The 21154-nt window shown below is 69.9% G+C and carries 20 protein-coding genes; 6 read left to right on the top strand and 14 right to left on the bottom strand.

From position 1 onward, the window contains the following. Positions 1-45: 45 nt before the first annotated feature. Positions 46-861: a translation elongation factor Ts gene (gene tsf, locus ABZ195_RS02380; RefSeq protein ID WP_355214496.1), complete on the bottom strand. Its 816-nt coding sequence runs from the start codon at positions 859-861 to the stop codon at positions 46-48. Positions 862-870: 9 nt separating this feature from the next. After that, positions 871-1710 carry a 30S ribosomal protein S2 gene (rpsB, locus tag ABZ195_RS02375; protein ID WP_079926954.1) on the bottom strand — a complete coding sequence of 280 codons (840 nt, stop codon included), beginning with the start codon at positions 1708-1710 and terminating at the stop codon, positions 871-873. A gap of 309 nt (positions 1711-2019) precedes the next feature. On the opposite strand from rpsB, the gene ABZ195_RS02370 reads away from it, so the two are divergent. Next, complete coding sequence (locus ABZ195_RS02370) at positions 2020-2544, top strand: M23 family metallopeptidase (RefSeq protein WP_355214493.1); 525 nt, start codon at positions 2020-2022, stop codon at positions 2542-2544. Here ABZ195_RS02370 and ABZ195_RS02365 read toward each other — a convergent pair. The 8 genes from ABZ195_RS02365 to ABZ195_RS02330 all read right to left on the bottom strand — a co-directional run bounded on the left by ABZ195_RS02365 (position 2492) and on the right by ABZ195_RS02330 (position 10817). Beyond that, a complete protein-coding gene (locus tag ABZ195_RS02365; protein WP_355214491.1) occupies positions 2492-3397 on the bottom strand; it encodes a tyrosine recombinase XerC in 906 nt (301 codons plus the stop codon). The two genes, ABZ195_RS02370 and ABZ195_RS02365, sit on opposite strands and share 53 nt — an antisense overlap. A gap of 81 nt (positions 3398-3478) precedes the next feature. Beyond that, complete coding sequence (locus ABZ195_RS02360; protein ID WP_355214489.1) at positions 3479-4636, bottom strand: zinc-binding dehydrogenase; 1158 nt, start codon at positions 4634-4636, stop codon at positions 3479-3481. Further along, positions 4633-5811 (bottom strand): alpha-hydroxy-acid oxidizing protein, encoded by a 1179-nt coding sequence (locus ABZ195_RS02355; protein ID WP_355214487.1) that lies wholly within the window; start codon positions 5809-5811, stop codon positions 4633-4635. Before ABZ195_RS02355 ends, ABZ195_RS02360 begins: the two co-directional genes overlap by 4 nt. A gap of 22 nt (positions 5812-5833) precedes the next feature. Beyond that, positions 5834-6682 (bottom strand): siderophore-interacting protein, encoded by an 849-nt coding sequence (locus ABZ195_RS02350; RefSeq protein ID WP_355214485.1) that lies wholly within the window; start codon positions 6680-6682, stop codon positions 5834-5836. Positions 6683-6748: 66 nt separating this feature from the next. Continuing rightward, positions 6749-7804, bottom strand: a complete 1056-nt coding sequence (locus tag ABZ195_RS02345; RefSeq protein ID WP_355214483.1) for a hypothetical protein — start codon at positions 7802-7804, stop codon at positions 6749-6751. Positions 7805-7813: 9 nt separating this feature from the next. Beyond that, positions 7814-8938: a DNA-processing protein DprA gene (gene dprA, locus ABZ195_RS02340; RefSeq protein ID WP_355214482.1), complete on the bottom strand. Its 1125-nt coding sequence runs from the start codon at positions 8936-8938 to the stop codon at positions 7814-7816. Beyond that, positions 8935-10446: a YifB family Mg chelatase-like AAA ATPase gene (locus ABZ195_RS02335; RefSeq protein WP_355214480.1), complete on the bottom strand. Its 1512-nt coding sequence runs from the start codon at positions 10444-10446 to the stop codon at positions 8935-8937. Before ABZ195_RS02335 ends, dprA begins: the two co-directional genes overlap by 4 nt. Continuing rightward, on the bottom strand, positions 10446-10817 hold the full coding sequence (locus tag ABZ195_RS02330) for a YraN family protein (RefSeq protein WP_355214478.1): 372 nt from the start codon (positions 10815-10817) through the stop codon (positions 10446-10448). Before ABZ195_RS02330 ends, ABZ195_RS02335 begins: the two co-directional genes overlap by 1 nt. A gap of 239 nt (positions 10818-11056) precedes the next feature. Here ABZ195_RS02330 and ABZ195_RS02325 point away from each other — a divergent pair, with 239 nt between their 5' ends. Then, positions 11057-11671 (top strand): hypothetical protein, encoded by a 615-nt coding sequence (locus ABZ195_RS02325; protein WP_355214477.1) that lies wholly within the window; start codon positions 11057-11059, stop codon positions 11669-11671. A gap of 12 nt (positions 11672-11683) precedes the next feature. Here the strand turns inward: ABZ195_RS02325 and ABZ195_RS02320 are convergent, their stop codons facing one another. Beyond that, a complete protein-coding gene (locus tag ABZ195_RS02320) occupies positions 11684-12070 on the bottom strand; it encodes a heme-binding protein (protein WP_355214475.1) in 387 nt (128 codons plus the stop codon). Positions 12071-12258: 188 nt separating this feature from the next. Between ABZ195_RS02320 and ABZ195_RS02315 the strand changes: the two genes are divergently transcribed. The 4 genes from ABZ195_RS02315 to ABZ195_RS02300 are packed head-to-tail and all read left to right on the top strand — an operon-like array spanning position 12259 to position 18388. Beyond that, positions 12259-13278 carry an iron ABC transporter substrate-binding protein gene (locus ABZ195_RS02315; RefSeq protein ID WP_355214473.1) on the top strand — a complete coding sequence of 340 codons (1020 nt, stop codon included), beginning with the start codon at positions 12259-12261 and terminating at the stop codon, positions 13276-13278. Then, entirely contained in the window at positions 13279-14844 is a 1566-nt protein-coding gene (locus tag ABZ195_RS02310) for an iron ABC transporter permease (RefSeq protein ID WP_355214471.1), read from the top strand. Next, a complete protein-coding gene (locus ABZ195_RS02305) occupies positions 14841-15893 on the top strand; it encodes an ABC transporter ATP-binding protein (RefSeq protein ID WP_355214469.1) in 1053 nt (350 codons plus the stop codon). Before ABZ195_RS02310 ends, ABZ195_RS02305 begins: the two co-directional genes overlap by 4 nt. Further along, a complete protein-coding gene (locus ABZ195_RS02300; RefSeq protein ID WP_355214467.1) occupies positions 15893-18388 on the top strand; it encodes an AMP-binding protein in 2496 nt (831 codons plus the stop codon). Before ABZ195_RS02305 ends, ABZ195_RS02300 begins: the two co-directional genes overlap by 1 nt. Here ABZ195_RS02300 and ABZ195_RS02295 read toward each other — a convergent pair. From ABZ195_RS02295 to ABZ195_RS02285, 3 genes are read right to left on the bottom strand one after another with little or no spacing between them, the layout of a single operon-like run. Continuing rightward, positions 18366-19172, bottom strand: a complete 807-nt coding sequence (locus ABZ195_RS02295; RefSeq protein ID WP_355214465.1) for an acyl-CoA thioesterase domain-containing protein — start codon at positions 19170-19172, stop codon at positions 18366-18368. The two genes, ABZ195_RS02300 and ABZ195_RS02295, sit on opposite strands and share 23 nt — an antisense overlap. Beyond that, positions 19169-20374 carry a CoA transferase gene (locus ABZ195_RS02290; protein ID WP_355214463.1) on the bottom strand — a complete coding sequence of 402 codons (1206 nt, stop codon included), beginning with the start codon at positions 20372-20374 and terminating at the stop codon, positions 19169-19171. The genes ABZ195_RS02295 and ABZ195_RS02290 overlap by 4 nt, the downstream gene beginning before the upstream one ends. 2 nt (positions 20375-20376) lie before the next feature. Continuing rightward, positions 20377-21150: an HAD-IIA family hydrolase gene (locus ABZ195_RS02285; RefSeq protein ID WP_355214461.1), complete on the bottom strand. Its 774-nt coding sequence runs from the start codon at positions 21148-21150 to the stop codon at positions 20377-20379. Between the last annotated feature and the right edge of the window lie 4 nt (positions 21151-21154).

Raw genomic sequence — 21154 nt, 5'->3', positions numbered from 1 at the left:
GCCGGGTTACCGGCGAAGACGCGGGGTCTCCTGGTGTCGTGCGGGCTAGCTGCGACCGACCTCGAAGCGGACGAACCGCGTCACGGTCAGTCCGGCGTCCTCGATCAGCGCCTTGACGCTCTTCTTGTCGTCGGCGATGGCCGACTGCTCGAGAAGGACGACGTCCTTGAAGTAGCCGGTCAGACGACCTTCGATGATCTTCGGCATGGCCTGCTCCGGCTTGCCCTCTTCGCGGGCGGTCTCCTCGGCGATGCGACGCTCGTTGGCGACCGCTTCGGCGGGGACGTCCTCACGCGTGAGGTATTTGGCCTTCATCGACGCCACCTGCAGGGCCACGGCGTGCGCGACCTCGGGGTTGCCACCGGTGTACTCGACGAGCACGCCCACCGCGGGCGGCAGGTCCGAGGACCGCTTGTGCAGGTACGCCTCGACCGTGCCGTCGAAGTAGGCGACGCGGCGAAGTTCGAGCTTCTCGCCGATCTTGGCCGAGAGGTCGGCGATGACCTGCTCGACGGTCTTGTCGCCGATCTTCGCGGCCTTCAGCGCGTCGACGTCGCCGGCCTTGGACTCGGCAGCGGCGTCGACGATCTGAGCGGCCACGGACTGGAACTCTTCGTTCTTCGCGACGAAGTCCGTTTCCGAGTTCAGCTCGATCAGCGCGCCACCCTTGGCGGCGACCAGACCTTCGGCCGTCGCACGCTCGGCACGCTTGCCGACGTCCTTGGCACCCTTGATGCGAAGGACCTCGACGGCACGCTCGAAGTCACCATCTGCTTCGACCAGGGCGTTCTTGCAGTCGAGCATGCCCGAGCCGGTCAGCTCCCGAAGTCGCTTGACGTCGGCAGCGGTGTAGTTCGCCAATTTTCTCTCCTACGAAGATTCAGTGGTCGTCTCGGTGGCGACGGGCGCCGCCTCAACGGGAGCAGCAGCTGCCGGTGCGGTGGCGGTGGCGAGCAGTTCCTGCTCCCACTCGGCCAACGGCTCGGCGGCACCCTCGGCGGCACCCTTGTCGGCGCCGGCACCCGAGCGGGCCTTGAGGCCCTCGGCGACCGCGGAGGCGATCACCTTGGTGAGCAGCGCAGCCGAGCGGATCGCATCGTCGTTACCCGGGATCGGGTAGTCGACGAGGTCGGGATCGCAGTTGGTGTCCAGGATCGCCAGGATCGGGATGTTCAGCTTGCGAGCCTCGGCGACGGCCAGGTGCTCCTTGTTGGTGTCGACGACCCAGATCGCCGAGGGCACCTTCTGCATGTCGCGGATACCACCGAGGCTGCGCTCGAGCTTGTTCTTCTCGCGCGTCAGCATCAGGATTTCCTTCTTGGTGCGACCCTCGAAGCCACCGGTCTGCTCCATGGCCTCGAGCTCCTTCATCCGCTGAAGGCGCTTGTGCACGGTCTGGAAGTTGGTGAGCATGCCGCCGAGCCAGCGCTGGTTGACGAACGGCATCCCGACCCGGGTGGCCTCGTCGGCGATGGACTCCTGCGCCTGCTTCTTGGTACCGACGAACATGATGCTGCCGCCGTGGGCGACGGTTTCCTTGACGAACTCGTACGCCGTGTCGATGTAGGTCAGCGTCTGCTGCAAGTCGATGATGTAGATGCCGTTGCGGTCGGTGAAGATGAATCGCTTCATCTTCGGATTCCAACGGCGGGTCTGATGCCCGAAGTGCGCGCCGCTGTCAAGCAGCTGCTTCATTGTTACGACAGCCATGGTGGCTTGGTCCTTCTTCAGTCGGTTGTCGTCCGACATCGGGGTGATGTCGAACCCTGGCGCTCGTTGCGTGCCGGACCCGTGTCGAGGACTTCCCCCACATGGGACCAACCGGCATGCGTGTGCAACCTTGGAAATCGAGGCTGCGGCACGAGCGCGCGAAGTCAACCCGCTCACGCGGATTGCGGGACTGAGTTTACACCGTTGACATGCCTGCTCTTGCCACGCCGAGACGCGCGGCGACCGATTCATCCACAGGCGCTCGCCGACCCCCTTCCCATGACCCGATCGCCGCGCTGAACTGGTGCGATGAAGTTGATGGCGGTTCTGGCGACCCTGGGCCTGCTCATCGCCGCACCAGCGCACGCCGACGGCGACCGGCTGGGCTGGCCGCTACGGCCCCAACCGGCAGTGACCAGGACCTTCGACGCACCGGCCCAGAATTGGAACCGTGGGCACCGCGGGGTGGACCTCGCCGCGACGCAGGGGCAGACCGTCTACTCCGCGGCGGCGGGCACCGTCGTCTTCGCTGGCGAACTGGCGGGGCGACCGCTGATCTCGATCGCCCACCCCGGCGGTTTGCGCACCACCTACGAGCCGGTCGAGGCGGCCGTCCGGGTGGGGCAGCTCGTCGCGGCGGGCGGCGCGGTGGGGGTGCTGCTGGCCGGTCATCCCGGCTGTGGTGCGGCGGCGTGCCTGCACTGGGGTGCGATGTGGGGGCCGGCGTCGCGCGCCGACTACGCCGACCCGCTGGGTCTGGTCGTCACCACGCCCGTGCGGCTCAAGCCCGTGGGTGGGCCTGGTCGTGCACCGCCCGCAGCCGCGCCACGGTGACGTGGGTGTAGAGCTGCGTGGTCGCCAGAGACGAATGTCCGAGGAGTTCCTGGACGACCCGAAGGTCGGCCCCACCCTCGAGCAGGTGCGTCGCGGCGCTGTGCCGCAAACCGTGCGGGCCGATGTCGGGAGCGCCGTCGACGGCGGCCATGGTCTGGTGCACGACGCTGCGGGCTTGGCGCGGGTCGATGCGTCCGCCCCTGGCGCCGAGCAGAAGGGCGGCACCCGAGGTCGGCGTGGCCAGTGCGGGCCTGCCGTCGGTGAGCCAGGAGGTGAAGGCTCTGAGCACGGGTTCGCCGAACGGCACCGTCCGTTGCTTGTCGCCCTTGCCGAGTACCCGCAGGACACGTTGCCCGGTGTCCACGTCGTCGACGTCGAGACCGCACAGCTCGCTGACGCGAATTCCGGTGGCGTACAACGTCTCCACGATCAGCCGGTCGCGCAACGCCATCGGGTCGCCCTGCTGTGCGCCGGAGGTGGCGGCGTTCATCGCGTCGAGCGCCTGGTCTTGACGCAACACGGCGGGAAGGGAGCGCCGGGCCCGCGGCACCTGCAGTCGCGCCGCCGGATCGCCGTCGATCAGGCCCCGACGCCACGCCCACGCGGTGAACGTCTTGACCGCCGAGGTCCGGCGGGCCAGTGTCGTGCGCGCGGCACCCGCGGCCGCCTGCGAGGAGAGCCAGGATCGCAGCACCGCGAGCGTGAGACCGTCCAGCGAGGGCTGCTCACCCAGGAAGGCGAACAGGGAGCGCAGGTCCCCGAGGTAGGCGCGGCGGGTGTGCTCGGACCGGCCGCGTTGCAGGGCGAGGTATTCGTCGAACTCCTCGAGCACCACTTCGACTGCCGCTGCCACTCCCCCACGGTGGCAGACCGAGTCGGGCGCCGCCGTCGACCATGGCCCGTGTCGCGCGTTTCGAGACCACACGGTGACGTGTCAGGGCGCGACTGCGGTACTCGCCGGGTCGATCATGATCTTGGCGTGCGTCTCCGGGTCACCCAGCGCGTCGAAGGCCGCCGCCACGCCGTCCAACCCGACGGTGCCGGTCAGCAGTGGCGAACCGTCTACCTTGCCGTCGGCCAACATGTGCAGGGTGTCGCGGAATTCCAAAGGGGTGTAACCGAACACGAAGCGAAGGTCGACCTCCTTGCTGATCGCCATCGCGGGCCGAAGCTTGTCCTCGCCCATGCAGACGCCGACCACCACGACCCGGGAGTTCAGCGGTGCCGCGGCGACGACGCCGTCGATCATCCCGGGGACGCCCACGCACTCGAAGATCACCGGCCGCTTGGGACCGGCCGCGCCCAGAGCGTCGGCGGCACGGTAGACGTGCGACCACCCCGGCATCTTGCGCAGCTTCTCCATCGAACCCATGCCCAACTCGTAGAGGGCCGGGGCCTGGGTGATCATGCCCTTGGTCCCCGCGCGCTCGTAGGGCGAGTCCACCGCGGGGTCGACGACGACGTCGGCCCCGCACTTCGTGGCGAGAGACCTTCTGCCGGAGGAGAAGTCGCTGGCGACGACGGTCTTGACTCCGAGGGCCTTGAGATGAGCGATCACGGCCAGCCCCACCGGACCGCAGCCGATGACGATCGCGACGTCACCCTTGCCGACCTCGCTGCGGCGCACCGCGTGCAAGGCCACCGCCATCGGCTCGGTCAGCGCGGCGACGTCGGCCGACAACCCGTTGGGCACGACGAAGCTCATCGCCGCCTCGGCGACCACGCGCTCGGCGTAGCCACCGGGCGCCAAGGGCGACAACCCGGTCAGGTGGACGCCGCCGGCGGCCCGCACCAGGGGGAACGACACGACCAGGGTGCCGACCTTGAATTCCCTTCCGACGCCCCTACCCCGTTCGGCGACCTGGCCGGAGAACTCGTGGCCCATCACCACCGGGGTGTCGGCCCGCATGAAGTCGTGGTAGCCGACCGCGGTCATGACGTCCTGCAGTTCGCCGGCATGGTGACGGGCATGCAGGTCGGAACCGCAGATGCCGCAACGCTTCACCTCCAGGACGAGCTGACCCCTCTGCGGCTGCGGGTCGGCGGCGTCGACGACCTCGAGGGTGCCGTCCAGGCAGCGCACGGCCCTCATCGCGATACCTCCGCCGAGTCGACGCGGCGTAGTGCGTCACGCCCGAGATCCTTGAGTGAGGCGTACCCGTCAATGCCCATGATGAGGTCCGCCTCGGCCAGCAGGGAGCGCAGCACATGGACCGCGCCGTCGACGCCGCCGAGGGCCATGCCGTAGGCGTACGGCCGTCCGACGCCGACCGCGGTGGCGCCCAGCGCCAAGGCCTTCACGACGTCGGCGCCGCTGCGGATGCCGGAGTCGAACAGCACCGGCACCCCTGGGACGGCGTCCACGATGCCCGGCAGACAATCGATCGCCGGCAGACCGCCATTGGCTTGGCGCCCACCGTGATTGCTGCAGTAGATTCCGTCCACGCCGCCGTCGACGGCACGGCGGGCGTCGTCGGGATGCTGAACGCCCTTGACCAGAAGCGGCAACGACGTCAGCGATCTCAACCACGGAAGATCGTTCCAGGACAACGAGTTACCGAACACCGAGATCCACTTCAGGATGGCGGCCTGCGGGTTCTCCTCGGGGGTCTGCGCCAGGGAGGCCCGAAAGACCGGGTCGCTGGTGTAATTGGACAGACAGTGCCCGCGAAGCTGCGGGAAGTTCGACGTCGAGAGGTCGCGGGGACGCCAGCCGGGCACCCAGGTGTCCAACGTGACGACGATGCCGCGGTACCCGGCCGCCTCGGCCCGCGAGACGAGACTGGCGGCCAGATCGCGATCGGTCGGGGTGTAGAGCTGGAAGAAACCGGGGGTGTCGCCGAATTCCGCGGCGACGTCCTCCAGGGGATCGGTCGTCAACGTCGACGTCATCAGAGGCACGCCGGTGCGGGCGGCCACCTTGGCCGCGGCGACGTCGCCGTGGCCGTCCTGCGCGCACAGGCCGATCACTCCGACGGGGGCCATGAACAACGGTGACGGCAGCGTCAGCCCGAACACGTCGACGGACAGGTCGCGTTCCTTTGCGCCGGCGAACATTCGGGGCACCAGGCCCCACCGCTCGAAGGCGGAGACGTTGACTCGCTGCGTGCGCTCGTCGCCCGCGCCGCCGGCGACATAGGACCACAGGGATGGGGACATCGCGGCCTTGGCCTTGGCCTCCAGTTCGGCGAAGGCCATCGGGTAGGACGGCAGGACTCCGGAGAGGCCTTGGAGGTAGATCTCGAGCTGATAGTCACCGAATGCCATGGCCCAAGCCTGCCAGTCCGGCTCAGCTGGCGGACTGAGACTCCGCTTTCGCCAGTTCGGCCTTCCACTGGCGGAAGGTCTCCTCGGTGCGACCACGCCGCCAATACCCGGAGATCGACGCCCACTTCGCGTCGACGCCGCGTTCCTTGCGGATGTAACCCCGCAGGTTGTGCATGACGGCTTGCGCCTCGCCGTGGATGAACACCTGCACCTGACCTGGCCGCCACAGGGCTTCCATCACGGCCTCGATCAGCGGCGCGTGGTCACCCGCCTGATCCTCTGACACCAGGTCGGCGCGGCCGCCGCGGTAGATCCAGCGGATCTGAACGCCGTCGGGCGCGACCAGTTCGATCTCGTCGTCGGGACCACTGACCTCGACGAAGACGTATCCGACGGCGTCCGGCGGCATCGCCTCCAGGGCGGCACTGATGGCCGGCAGACCGGCCTCGTCACCGGCCAGCAGGTGCCAGTCGGCGGCGGGGTCGGGCGCGTAGGCGCCGCTGGGCCCCATCAGATACGCGGGATCGCCTGGCTCGACCGCCGCCGCCCACGGCCCGGCGACGCCGTGCTCGCCGTGCACGACGAAGTCAATGCTGATCTCCTGACGTTCGCGGTCGACCTTTCGCACGGTGTAGGTCCGGACGACGGGCTGATGCGCCTCGGGCAATTCCTTGAAGCTGTCGAGCGTCAGAGGGGTCGGCAGCGCCGACACGTCGGTGTCCGGGCGGGGCAACACGATCTTGACGTAGGCATCGGTGAAGTCGTTGGGGGTGAAGGTGGCGAAGCCACCGCCGAGAACCACTCGGATCATGTGCGGTGTGAGCTGTTCGCTGCGCACCACCTCGAAGGTGTGGATCGGACGGGCAGCCACGGTCACCTCTTTGCAGTCGTCGGTTGGCGCCTTCGACTATACGAGCGGCGGAGGTCGCGTGGCCGGCTACCGTGCGAGCACGCTCGCGGTGTACTTGGGCTGAAAGTCGGTCGTCAGCAGAGCGCCGAAGTTGTCCTCGCGGTTGCCCCGGTTGGCAGTGTCTACGTCGCGGATGCTGTAGACGAACGCCGGTCCGGCCCAGCTGAAGGCGGCCAGTCCGGCGAACACGTCGAGGATCTGCTTGGCCTGCTCCTGCTGGCTGACCCCCTCGGCGGAGGGGTCCGAGGTGGGCGCCCCCAACTCGGTCATCCAGACCTTCTTGTTGCCGTCGCCGTTGCCCGCCATCACGTCGTGGACCCTCGTGAGGTCCGACCAGGCGTTCTCGGGGTCGGCGGCGAGACCGGTGGGAAAGACGTAGGGGTGCATGGCAACTGCGTCGAAGTAGCCCTTCGCCCCGTTGGCGTACATGTCGTTGAGGAAGTTGGGCGGCCCGTCGCCGCCGACGGCGCGACTCAGACCCGCCGACATCACCGTGCTGTTGGGCTGAACCGCCTTGATCGCGGGGTACGCCGCCTTCAGCAAACCGACGTAGACCGCGGGTCGATTGTCGGCATAGCCGAGGAACCCCGGCAGGTTCGGCTCGTTCCAGATCTCCCAGTCGGTGACGCGGTCGCGGTAGCGCGTGGCGACGGCCGCGGCGAAGGTGGCGTAGTCGGCCGGGTCGACCGGCGGGGCGTAGAGCGGGGCGCCCGGCGCCTTGGCCCAGTCCGGGGTGTTGATGATCATTGCGAGCACCCGCATGCCCCGACTACGGGCACCGTTGACCCAGCGGTCGACGTATCCCCAGTCGTATTGCCCCTTCACCCGCTCGACTGCGCTCCAGTCGAGGTGCACCCGCATCCAGCGTGCGTTGGTCTGCGCGGCCGCGTCGAGTTCGCGGTCGGCATCCTCGGGGCTCATCCAGATCTGTGAGGCGCCGACGCTGAACCCGTAGCCGTCGGCGGGCACCGCCGGTGCGGCGTTGGCCACACGAGATCCCGCCACCTCCATCGAGGTGAGCAAGAACAGAGCGGCCAGGAGGATTGCGACGGCGCGGCGACCACCGATGTCGAGGCTGAGCATGGGGTCAACCTACCGGAGCACCACGCGCCACCTCCCCTCCTGACGCCGAACCAGACCGGCGAGCTCCAGGGCGGCCAGCGGACCGAGCAGTTCGGTGGGCGGCACGCCGGCGGCCACGGCGAGCTCGTCGACCGTTCGGGCGGCGCGCGGCGGGAAGGCGTCATAGGTGCGCAGTTCGACGTCGGTCAGACCGTCCAGCGGCGAGCTGGGGTGTTCCGGTTCCGCTGCCAGTTCACCGGCCGCCCCGACCACTTCGACGACCTCCTCCACCCGCGTGACGAGCAGGGCGCCGTTCCTGATCAGCACGTGACACCCGGCCGAGGCCGAGGAGGTCACCGGACCCGGCAGGGCGCACACCGGCCGGCCGAGGGCCTGCGCCCAGGAGGCGGTGTTGGCCGCCCCGCTGCGCAGCCCGGCCTCCACCACCACCGTGGCGCCAGAGAGCGCGGCGACGAGACGGTTGCGGGTCAAGAACCGGTGGCGCGCCGGGCGTACCCCGGGGGGATACTCGCTGACCAGCAGGCCCTGTTCGGCGATTCGGCGCAGCATCGCGGTGTGAGCCGACGGGTAGGGCACGTCCACGCCGCCGGCGAGCACCGCGACGGTCAGCCCCTCGGCTCCCAACGTGGCGCGGTGGGCCACGCCGTCGATGCCGAAGGCACCACCCGAGACCACCGCCACGTCGCGGTCGGCGAGTCCGGCAGCCAGGTCGGCCGCCTGGTGTTCCCCGTAGGACGTCGCCGCCCGAGTGCCGACTATCGAGCACGATCGGTCGGCGACGTCGGCCAGCGAGTCGTCCCCGACTACCCACAGCACCATCGGCGCGGCTCCGGTGGGCCGATCGCACGCAGGTCGACCGTCGAAGGACCGGAACGCCAGCAGCGGCCAGTCCGGGTCGTCCGGGGTGACCAGTCGACCACCCAGGCGCGCCAGTACGTCGAGGTCCCGCACCGCCTGGTCGACCTCGCGCCGCGCCTGGGTGAGCCGCTGCAGCGTGGCGTCCTCCACCCGCCCGCTCCTGATCAGTGCCGCGGCGTCCACGGGGCCCACCTCCGCCACGAGAGCGGCCAACGCGCGCGACGGCGGCTCGACGACCCGGGACAGATAGGCCCACGCCCGGCTCTCGGCGGTCATCGCGAACCCCCGGCCTGCCGGAAGCTCAGGGCGACGTTCACGTCGTCCAGCACCGGCGTCGTGCGGCCACCCAGGTCGGCGAGGGTCCACGCGACGCGCAGCGTTCGGTCGACGCCGCGAATGCTGAGATCGCCCTTGTCCAGCGCGGACCGCAGCGGCGCCATCACCGCCCGATCGAGCCGAAAACGTCTGCGCAGCAACGGTCCGCTGACTTCGGCATTGGTCCGAACGCCGTGCGGAGCCCAGCGTGCCGCGGCCGCGTCGCGGGCTGCGGCCACCCGGTCCCGCACCGCCGCGGTGGACTCCCCCTCGGTCGCCCCGATCACGCCCGAGGGAACCGGGTGCAGTTCCACCCGCAGATCCACGCGGTCCATCAGCGGACCGGACAACTTGCCGAGGTAGCGCCGCTTGACGGCCGCCGCGCAGATGCAATCGCTGGACTTCGCGGGCGCGCAGGGGCACGGATTGGCGGCCATCACCAGCTGGAACCGGGCGGGGTATCGGGCCACGCCGTCTCGGCGGGCGAGTCGAATCTCGCCGTCCTCCAATGGTGTTCGCAACGCCTCGAGCACGCTGGAGCCGATCTCGGCGCACTCGTCGAGGAACAGCACCCCGCGGTGGGCGCGACTGACCGCGCCGGGCCGCGCGAGGCCCGACCCGCCGCCCACCATGGCGGCCACGGTCGACGTGTGGTGCGGTGCGACGAGCACCGGTCTGGTGATGAGCGGCGTGCGACCAGACAGCAGGCCGGCCACGGAGTGAATGGCGGTCACCTGTAGCGACTCGTCGTGGGTGAGCGGCGGCAGGAGACCCGGAAGTCGTTGCGCCAGCATGGTCTTGCCCACCCCCGGCGGTCCCGTCAGCATCAGATGGTGTGCGCCGGCCGCGGCGACCTCGACGGCGAACCTGGCGTGTGTCTGCCCGACGACGTCGGCGAGGTCGGCGACGGGTTCGGCCTCGGCGGCTGCCTCGTCCGCATGGTCGTCGAGGACGCCCTTGCCCTCCAGCCATGCCTGCACCTGGGGCAGCGTCTTGGCTCCCCACACGTCGATGCCGTCCACCAGACTGGCCTCGGCCAGATTGTCGATCGGCACCACCACCGACGACCAGCCCTCCCGCTTGGCGGCCAGCACCGCGGGCAACACGCCCTTGACCGGGCGGACGCGCCCGTCGAGTGCCAACTCGCCGAGCAACACCGTCTCGTCCAACCGCGCCCAGGACTTCTTCTTCTCCGCCGAGACGACGGCGAGCGCCAAGGCCACGTCGTAGACCGAACCCATCTTGGGCAGGGTTGCCGGGGACAGCGCCAGGGTCAGCCGGGTCTGCGGCCACTCGTTGCCGCAGTTGGTGATCGCCGAACGCACCCGGTCGCGCGCCTCCTGCAGCGCGGCGTCTGGCAGCCCGACGAGGTGCACCCCTGGCAAACCCGAGGTGATGTGCGCCTCGATCTCCACGATGACTCCGTCGACGCCGCACACCCCGACCGAATGCGCCCGTCCCAGCGCCATCACCCCACCGCCTGAAGGTGGGTGATCTCCGGAGTGGGACCGCGCCCGATCCGGATGCCCACGACGTCGATGCGCATCCGAGGCCATCGGCGATCCTGGGTGGCCAGCCACACTCCGGCCAGCCGGCGCAAGCGCCGCAGTTTCTGCGGGGTCACCGCCTGCTCGACGCCACCGAAGCGGTCGCTGGTGCGCGTCTTGACCTCGACGAACACCACCGCGCCCGTGGCGGGGTCGGTGGCGATCACGTCAAGCTCGCCGTAGCGGCATCGCCAGTTGCGGGTCAGCACCCGTAGGCCGTGCCCGGTCAGGTAGTCGACCGCGAGCTGCTCACCGAGAGCGCCGATTTGGGCGCGGGTCCACGTTTCCGTCATGCCCACACCGTGCGTGGCCACACCGACAGCGGACCCCGGCCCAGGGCCGGTCATCCACAGACGCCGATTCGTCCACAGGCGCGAACCTAGGGGCTCGAGAAGTCGGGGACCTCGATACCGTGGGCGGCGTTCTCCTCGGAGAACCTGCCGAGGCCGCGGTGGTGACGAGCAGGTCCGCGCCGGGGTCGAGGCGGTCGCGCCGGCACTCACGTCGGAACCGCCGTGCCATGATGTGCGCCATGGCAAGACGACCTCACCACCGGGCCCTCTTGTCCGCACTCCCCCTCGCCGTTGCCGCGCTGACGGCCGTGGCGTGTGACTCCGGAACCGTGGTGAACACCGACGAGCCGCGTCCCACCACCGAGACCAGCACCACACCGCCACCCCCGCTGGCGAACCGCCCGACCAACGACGCGCTCGTCAACGCCTTCGACTACGCCGCACCCCGGGCCGACGGACAGACGGCCTACTACTTCACCAGCCCGAGCAAGCGGTGGGTATGCGCGATCGTGCCGCGCGACGCGGCGGGCTGCCAGTCCTCGACCGGGTCGACCATTCCCGTCAAGGGGGCACCGGACACGGTGCCCGCACCCGACGGATCCGAGGCCGCGCCGAACGCCATCCAGGTGGGCCGGCTCGGTGACGCGGGATTCGCCACGCTCGAGGCCCCGGGGTACTCGCTCGACCCCGGGCCCGCCGCGATCCTGCCGTTCGACAAGGTGCTCATCGTTTCCGGCTTTCGGTGCAACGTGCAGGAGGCAACCGGGATCTCCTGCGCCAGCGAGGTGTCGGGCAACGGATTCACCTTCAGCGCAGACGGATTCACGTTGCAGTACACCGACCTGCCCGCGTAGACGCGGGGCGGACTACTCCGCCAGCGCCTCGAACAACGACGCCAACTGGCTGGGCGACAGGTCGACGCCGCACTGAGCCTTTACGTCCTTGAGGGGCTGCACGATGCGCTGCAGGTCGAGGAATTCGCCGGGATGGGCGATGAAGTAGCCGCGGACGGAAGTTCGCGCCACCTCCGGCGGCTGGCTGGCGGCCGCAGTCAAGACGTCGTCGGCCGCGGGGTGTGCGTCGAGGTAGGCACCCGCCGAACTCAACACCCCGCTGGCCGTCGCGGCGAACCCGCTGGCCTTGCACGGCGCGGCATCGGCGACCGGCAGCACCCCGGCACCCGCGACGAGTGATCCGGCCGCACACGCCCCGACGAGGCCGATCGCGCCGCAGCGCACGAGGGAGAAGGTCATGGCGATGGTTCCTAACGTGTCGGGACGAAACTGGCGCGGCCCGCCGGATGTCAGTCAACGTACAGAACCGACGACACGTCGTCCCGGCAACCAAACTTCTCCTCGACGGGCCCAGGTATGTTGCTTAGGTAACCCTCACCTCGATGAACCGCTGCCGGGCTCAGACCTGGACGGAAGGGATGTACTCGATGCGACCACCTTGGAAGCGGATTGGCGTTCTGCTCGCCGCGATCGCGCTCGTCGCGAGCGCGACGGCGTGCTCCTCGTCGTCCGGCGACTCCGACGGGCTGTTGATCTACAACGCCCAGCACGAGTCGCTGACCAAGGAGTGGATCGACGCGTTCACCAAGGCCACCGGAATCAAGGTCACCTACCGCCAGGGCGGTGACACCGAACTCGGCAACCAGTTGATCGCCGAGGGCGCGTCGTCACCCGCCGACGTCATCCTCACCGAGAACTCACCGGCGATGGCAGCGGTGGAGAAGGCCGGCCTGTTCGCCGACGTCGACCCCGCCACCGTGGCACAGGTGCCCGCGCAGTACCGGCCCGCCACCAACAAGTGGACCGGTGTCGCCGCGCGCACCACCGTCTTCGCCTACGACAAGTCCAAGCTCACCGAGGCGCAGTTGCCCAGGTCGATCATGGATCTGGAGAAGCCGGAGTGGAAGGGGCGCTGGGGTGCACCGCCCGTCAAGCCCGACTTCCAGGCCATCGTGGCGGCCATGCTCGACCTCACCGGCGAACGAGCGACGTCGGCCTGGCTGGCGGGCATGAAGTCGGGGGCGGAGATCTTCCAAGACAACATCGCCACACTGCGGGCGATCAACGCCGGCGAGGTGGACGGCGGAATCATCTATCACTACTACTGGTTCCGCGATCAGGCCAAGACCAAGGAGATCAGCGGCAACACCGCGCTGCACTACTTCCGCAACTCCGATCCCGGCGCCTTCGTCTCCATTTCCGGTGGTGGCGTGCTGAATTCGAGCAAGAAGAAGGACGAGGCCCAGAAGTTCCTGGCCTTCGTGACCAGCAAGGCCGGTCAGGAAGTGCTCGAGAACGGCACCTCGTTCGAGTACCCCGTGGCCAGCGGTGTGCCGGCCAACCCGGCGCTGGTGCCACTGGCCGACCTGCAGGCACCCGCGGTCAACCCGTCGGACCTCGACGCCAAGAAGGTCACCGACCTGATGACCAAGGCCGGCCTGCTCTAGATGATCACCGACACGGCCCCGGGCCCGGCGTCGGTCGGCGCCGGTGGCCGCCGGCCCGGGCCCGCGCTCGTCGCCGTCGTCGCGGTGCTCGTCGCGGCGACCTTCGTGCCGCTGGGATACGTCGTCTGGTCGGTGGTGAGCACCGGGCCGTCCGAGACCTACGCCCTCGTCGCCCGCCCGCGGGTGCTCGAATTGTTGCTCAACACAGTCGGACTGATCGTGGTGACGGTGCCGTCGTGCGTGGTGCTCGGCGTCGGCGCGGCATGGCTGGTGGAGCGCACCGACGTGCCGGGGCGCTCGACGTGGAGGCCGCTGCTGGTCGCACCGCTGGCCGTGCCCGCCTTCGTCAACAGCTACGCCTGGGTCAGCGTGGTGCCGTCGCTGCACGGATTTTGGGCCGGCGTACTGGTCGCGACGACGTCGTACTTCCCCTTCGTCTACGTGCCCGCCTCGGCCACGTTGCGCCGGCTCGACCCCGCCACCGAGGAATCGGCCCGGGCCCTTGGCTCCAGCCCGGCCGGCGCCTTCTGGCGCGTCGTGCTGCCACAGCTGCGCCTCGCCATCCTCGGCGGTGGACTACTGATCGCGGTGCACCTGCTGGCCGAGTACGGCGCGTTTGCGATGCTGCGCTTCCCCACCCTCACCACGGCCATCTTCGAACAGTTCCAGGCCACCTTCGACGGTGCCGCCGGCAGCACCCTCGCCGGTGTCCTGGTGCTGTTGTGTCTGGTGCTACTGGCCGCCGAGGCGGGCGGCCGCGGCACCGCCCGCTACGCCAGGATCGGCTCGGGTGCCGCCCGACACCTGTCACCGCATCGGTTGGGCGCCAAGGCGATTCCGTCCTGGATCGCGCTTGCGCTGCTGACCGCCCTGGCCCTCGGCGTCCCGACCTGGACGATCGTCCGCTGGTCGTGGATCGGCGGGGCGGACGTATGGAACGTCGCCGAGATCGTCTCGACCACCGCCCAGACCGCAGGCCTCGCCGCGGTGGCCGCGGCGGTGACGACCGTGCTCGCATTCCCCTTCGCCTGGGTCGCGGTGCGGTACCGCGGCGCGCTCGCCCGATTCGTCGAGGGCTGCAACTTCGTCACCAGCTCGATGCCGGGAATCGTCAGCGCCTTGGCGCTCGTCACCGTCGCCATCCGCGTCGTCCCGCCGCTGTACCAGACCGCCACCCTCGTACTGGCCGCCTACGTGCTGCTGTTCATCCCCCGCGCGATGGTCAACCTCAGATCCGGGTTGGCGCAGATCCCACCCGGCATCGAGGAGGCGTCCCGGTCCCTGGGCGTGTCTCCGACCCGGACCTTCCTGCGCGTCACCCTGCGACTCACCGCCCCTGCCGCCGCGGCAGGAGCCTCCCTGGTGTTCGTCGCCGTCGCCACCGAACTCACCGCCACGCTGCTGCTGGCCCCCACCGGCACCAGCACGCTGGCGATGCGATTCTGGTCGCTCAGCAGCGAACTCGACTACGCGGCCGCCGCACCCTACGCACTGCTGCTCGTCGCGCTGTCGGTCCCGGTGACGCTCGTCCTATTCCGTCAGTCGACGCGGGCGGCCGCGCTGTGACCACCCACGCACTCGAGATCGGCGGTCTGGCAAAGAGTTTCGACGGTCAGGAGATCCTGCACGGCGTCGACCTGTCGGTGCGGCCCGGGACCGTGACGGCGGTCGTCGGCGCGTCGGGATGCGGCAAGACCACGCTACTGCGCCTGGTCGCCGGGTTCGAGACACCCGACGCCGGGAGCATCGCCATCGCCGGACGCACGGTCGCCGACGCCGGCCGGTGCGTGCCCGCCCACCTGCGCGACGTCGGCTACGTCGCCCAGGACGGTGCGTTGTTCCCTCACCTGACGGTCGGGCAGAACGTCGCCTACGGACTCGAGGGCAGCGCTCGCAGCACCCGCGCCCGGGTCGCCGAACTACTCGCGACGGTGTCGCTGGATCCGGCGATGGAACGCCGTCGGCCACACCAGCTCTCGGGTGGTCAACAGCAGCGCGTCGCCCTGGCCCGGGCACTGGCCCGCGAGCCCGCCCTGATGCTGCTCGACGAGCCGTTCAGCGCGCTTGACACCGGCCTGCGCTCGTCGACGCGAACGGCGGTCGCGCGGCTGCTCGCCGAGGCAGGAGTGACGACCCTATTGGTCACCCACGACCAGGAGGAGGCCCTGTCGATCGCCGACCAGGTCGCCGTCATGCGCGACGGTCGGTTCACCAGAGTCGGCACGCCGCAACAGGTCTACCTCGCCCCGGGTGACGTGTTCACCGCCCAGTTCCTGGGTGACTGCGTGCTGCTGCCGGCCACGATAACCGCAGGCGTGGCCGACTGCGCCCTGGGCCGGGTGCCGGTTCGCGACGGCGCGGCCGACGGCGCGGCGACACTGGTGCTGCGGCCCGAGCAACTGGTTGCCACCACCGTCGACGACCGAGACGAGGGAGATCGCCTCGGCACCGTGTCGTCCTCGGAATTCCGCGGACGCGACGTGCTTCTGGTCGTCGACCTCGGTGCGGGCGAGCCGATCACCGTCCGACGGCATGGAATCGACCCGCCCGGGGTGGACGCCAAGGTCCGCGTCGAGGTGATCGGCACCGCCGCGGTGCTCGACGAGCGACCGTGATGTTCACGCGACTGGTCGAGCACCTCGCCTCCCGGGGCGACGACGCGGCGCTGCTGACCGACGACGATCGGATCCCCTACCGGGAGTTGGCCGATCGGGTCGCCGCCAGCGCTTCAGATCTCGGCTCGCGGCGCCGACTCGTCATGGTGGAGGCCCGCAACAGCGTGGACGCCGTCGTGCACTACCTCGGCGCGCTCGCCGGCGGTCACGTCGCGCTGCCCGTGCCCGGGGGCGTCGACCACTCCGCGATCGTCGACGCGTACGACCCCGACGTCGTGGTCCTCGACGGCACGGTGCGCCACCGCCACACCCCGGCCCACGATCTGCATCCCGACTTGGCGTTGCTGATGTCGACATCCGGCAGCACCGGATCACCCAAGCTGGTGCGCCTGTCGCGGACCAACGTGGCCGCCAATGCCGACGCCATCGCGACCTACCTCGACGTCCGCCCCACCGACCGGGCCATGACGACGCTGCCCATGTCCTACTGTTACGGCCTCTCGGTACTGCACAGCCACCTGCTGCGCGGCGCCGGCCTGATCCTCACCGACCACTCGGTCGTCGACGACGGCTTCTGGGAGCTGATGAAGAAGCGCCGCGGCACGGCCTTCGCCGGTGTCCCGCACACCTTCGACCTGTTGGACCGCATCGGGTTTCACGACATGTCGCTGCCGCACCTGCGCTACGTCACTCAGGCCGGCGGGCGGCTCGCGCCCGACGCGGTCCGTCGGTTCGCCGACCTTGGCCGGCGGCGCGGCTGGCGACTGTTCGTGATGTACGGCGCCACCGAGGCGACCGCGCGAATGGCCTACTTGCCACCGGAACTCGCCCACGACCATCCGACGTCGATCGGAGTGCCGGTCGACGGCGGACGATTCGAGCTCGACCCGGTCGAGGGCACCGCCGACGAGATAGGCGAGGGCACCGGCGAATTGGTGTACCACGGACCCAACGTGATGATGGGCTACGCGCAACGCCCCGGGGATCTCGCACTGGGCCACACCGTCGACGCCCTCCGCACCGGCGACCTCGCCCGCCGCACGCCCGACGGACTCTACGAGGTGGTCGGCCGCCTCAGTCGCTTCGTGAAGCTCTTCGGTCTGCGCATCGACCTTCAGCGCGTCGAGGGGGCGCTGCACACCGCCGGGGTGGACGCCATCTGCACCGACGGCAACGGCGTCCTGCTCGTGGCGGCCGCCGCCCGCCCCGCCAACGCCGACGTGGCACAGGTGGCCGCCGACGCCGCGGGACTGCCCCGGGCGGCGATCCGCGTCGTCGACGTCGAGGAGATCCCGAGGCTGCCGTCGGGCAAGCCCGACCTGCCGTCCGTGCGCGCCCTGGCCGAATCCGGCGAGGTGACCGAACCCGACGCCCCCGACCTTCGCAACCTGTTCGCCGTCGTCCTGCATCTCGACCCCGCGGCGGTCGACCCGCGGGCCAGCTTCGTCGACCTCGGTGGCAACTCCCTGTCCTACGTCGCGATGTCGGTGCGCCTGGAGCGAGCACTGGGCCATCTCCCCACCAACTGGCCGCGGATGCCCCTGCGCGAGTTGGAGGCCTCACACCGAACCCGGCGCCGGTGGGGCACCACGCTGGAGACCAGCGTGGCGCTACGCGCCGTCGCCATCGTCCTGGTGGTCGGGTCGCACGCGGGGCTCTACACCCTGTGGGGTGGCGCGCACGTGCTGCTCGGCATCGCCGGATACAACTTCGGCCGGTTCTGCCTGACACCGCTGCCCCGTACCCGACGGGTCCGGCACCTGTGCGGCACCATCGCCTGGATCGCCGTGCCGTCGATCGTGTGGGTCGCGGTCGCGTTGGTGATCACCGACGATTACACCGCGTCGAACCTGTTGTTGGCCAACAAGTTCCTCGGCCCTGCTGACAGCATGACCGCGGGACGGCTGTGGTTCGTCGAGGTCGTGGTGTGGATTCTGGTGGCCGTGACCGTGGCCTGCGCGTCACGGGTCGCCGACCGGATGGAGCGACGGAGGCCCTTCGCGTGCGCCTGCGCGGTGCTGGCGGTGGGACTGCTGATCCGCTTCGACGGTTTCGGCCTGGGCCGCGAGGCGTGGTTCACCGTGGTGGCGTTCTGGTTCTTCGCCGTCGGCTGGGCGGCCTCGAAGGCCTCGACCGGGTGGCAACGCGCCACGGTGACCGCGATGCTCGCCGTCGGCATCGTCGGATACTTCGCCGACTCGCACCGGGAGATGCTGGTGTTCACGGGTCTGGCGTTGCTGATCTGGCTGCCCGCGATCCGCTGCCCGTCGGCGTGCACCGTGGTGGCGGGCGTCCTGGCCGAGGCGTCACTGCTGATCTACCTGGTGCACTACCAGGTCTATCCGCTGTTCGGTGAGCACCGCCTGCTGGGGGTCGTCGCGTCCCTGCTGACCGGCGTGGCGCTGACCCTGCTGCTCACCGTGGCGCGCAAGCGGATTGGCCCGGTCGCCCCCCGGCTGGCCAGCCTCCGGCTCACTGCTCCCGCTCGGCGATGAGACCCTCCTGCGCGACGGTCGCGCTGATCGCGCCGTCGGCACCGACGAGGCTGCCGACGATGACGCCACGGCCCCGCGCCGCCGCGGGAGATCTGGTCTCCAACAGGTTCCACCGGTCGGCTCGCACCGGGCGGTGAAACCAGATCGACGAGTCCGTCGTACCGCTGCGATGGGTTCTGGCCATCATCGAGTGCCCGTGCACCTGCAGCGCGGGGTCGATCATGTACACGTCGCACACGTACGCCGCGATGACGTCGTGCAGCAGCGGGTCCGCGGGGACGTCGACCACGACCCGCCACCACAGCCGTCGCACGAACTCCTCCGTCGACCGGTCGTCGACCACGCGAACGTCGATCTCGTCCAACGGCATCGACGGCGCCGGTCCGGGCGGGCCGGTGCGCGGCAGGTCCTCCGGGTCCTCCGGCAACGAGTCCCGATGGCCGTGCTCCGGGCCGGGCAGCGGAAGGGAGAACGAGACGGTGGCCGCCGTCGTCACCCGATTGCCTTGGCGCGACACCACCCGGCGCGACGACGCGGTGCGACCGTCGAAGACGCGCTCCACGTCGTAGTCCACCGGGTCGCCGGCCTCACCGCCGCGAAGGAACTGCAGGTGCATGTTGGTGGGCAGCTTGGCGGGTTCGACGGTGCGCGCGGCAGCGGCGAGGGACTGCGCCATGAACTGGCCACCGAACGCCCGCTTGCCCTCGGGACCGCTGGCGGCACCAGTCCACGCGTCCTGCGACGCCGCCTGCTCGACGTCGAGCAGGCGCAGCAGCGCGCTCACGCGACGGTCCCGGCGTCGGTCAGCCGGGCGACGTCGGCGTCGGCCAACCCGAGCCGTTCGCGCAGCAGGTCGGCGGTGTGGTCACCGAGTCTTGGAGCGGGTACCGCGGGGCGGTGACGACCGTCGACCGCCAGCGGCAGCCCCGGGGCCAGGTACTCGCCGATCCGCGGCTGGTCGAGCGGACTGAACATCGGGTTGTCGGTCACCTTGGGGTCGGCCACGGCCTCGGCGAAGGTGCGGTAGCGCTCCCAGAGGATCGACGTCGCCGACAGGGCCGCGGCGACCTCCTCGGCGGTGCGCTCGGTGAACCACACCGTGAACAGGCCGGTGAGGGCGTCGCGGTGGCGGTAGCGCTGTCCCTCGTCGGTGAAGTCCGCGCCGATCGCATTACCAAGCGCAGCAACGGCATTCGTCGTGGCGGTCATCTCGGTCAGGTCCCGGAAGTGACGCCCGGTGAGCGCGACGACCATGAACGACACCCCGTCGGCGCTGACGAAAGCCTGTCCGTACTGGCCGTAGATCGAGTTGCCGATGCGGTCACGGTCGACGCCGTTGACCATGGCCTCGGTCAGGAAACTCAGGTTGCCCGCGGTGGCGAGGGCGACGTTCTCCAGCGCGACGCCGACGCGCTGGCCCGCCCCGGTCGCGTCGCGGTGCCGCAGGGCGGTGGTCACCGCGAGCGCGACGTACAGTCCGCAGGTGACGTCCCAGGCGGGCAGGACGTGGTTCACCGGGTCGGCCAGGCCAGGTGGTCCGGTGACCGCCGGAAATCCGAGTCCGGCGTTGACGGTGTAGTCGACCCCGGTTCCGCCGTCCACTCGACCGGACACCTCGACGTGGATGAGGTCGGGCCGCAGCTCGACGAGGGTGTCATATGAGTGCCATTGCCGCCCAACGGCATTGGTGATCAAGACGCCCGCGTCGACGATCAGGCGTGTGATCAGTTCCCGACCCTCCGGCGAGCGCCCGTCCATCGCCGCGGAGAGCTTGCCCTTGTTCAGACCGGCCCAGTAGATGCTCTCGCCGTCGGCGGTGAGCGGCCACCGGCGGTAGTCGGCGGCACCGCCGACGGGATCGACGCGAATCACCTCCGCTCCCAGCTGGGCCAGCGTCATCCCGGCCAGCGGGACGGCCACGAAACTGGAGATCTCGACGATCCGCACTCCGGCCAGTGGACGGGTGGCGTCGACGGGTTGCGCCACGGTCAGATGAGCTCGACGGTGTCGGCGATGGAGTCCAGCACCCGGCTCGGCCGGAAGGGGTACTTCTGGATGTCGGCCACCGCCGTCGACCCGGTCAGCACCAGGATGGTCTCCAGCCCCGCCTCGATGCCGGCCACGACGTCGGTGTCCATCCGGTCCCCGACCATGACCGTGCTCTCCGAGTGCGCCTCGATGCGGTTGAGCGCGCTGCGGAACATCATCGGATTGGGTTTGCCGACGAAGTAGGGTTCGCGGCCCGTGGCCTTGGTGATGAGCGCCGCGACCGAACCGGTCGCCGGCGTCGGGCCCTCCGCCGACGGCCCGGTGACGTCGGGGTTGGTGGCGATGAAGCGGGCGCCGCCGCCGATGAGGCGAATGGCCTTGGTGATCGCCTCGAACGAATAGGTCCGCGTCTCACCGAGCACCACGAAGTCCGGCCCGGTGTCGGTCAGCGTGTAGCCGACCTCGTGCAGCGCCGTCGTCAGGCCGGCCTCGCCGATGACGTAGGCCGACCCGCCCGGCAGCTGGTCGTGCAGGAAGGCCGCGGTCGCGAGTGCCGAGGTCCAGATGGCGGCCTCGGGCACCTCGAGGCCCGAACGCAGAAGTCGCGCGGCGAGATCGCGCGGGGTGAAGATCGAATTGTTGGTCAGCACCAGGAAGGGACGTTCCTTCTCGGTCAGCCGTTGCAGGAATTCCGCGGCCCCGGGGAGCGCACGCTCCTCGTGTACGAGAACGCCGTCCATGTCGGTGAGCCAGCACTGCGGTGTCTTGCGCATGGCT

Source organism: Mycobacterium sp. NPDC006124 (assembly GCF_040614235.1).
Taxonomy (GTDB): Bacteria; Actinomycetota; Actinomycetes; order Mycobacteriales; family Mycobacteriaceae; genus Mycobacterium.
Note: the sequence above shows the minus strand (reverse complement) of the source record. Positions and strands in the feature narration are given on the sequence as shown.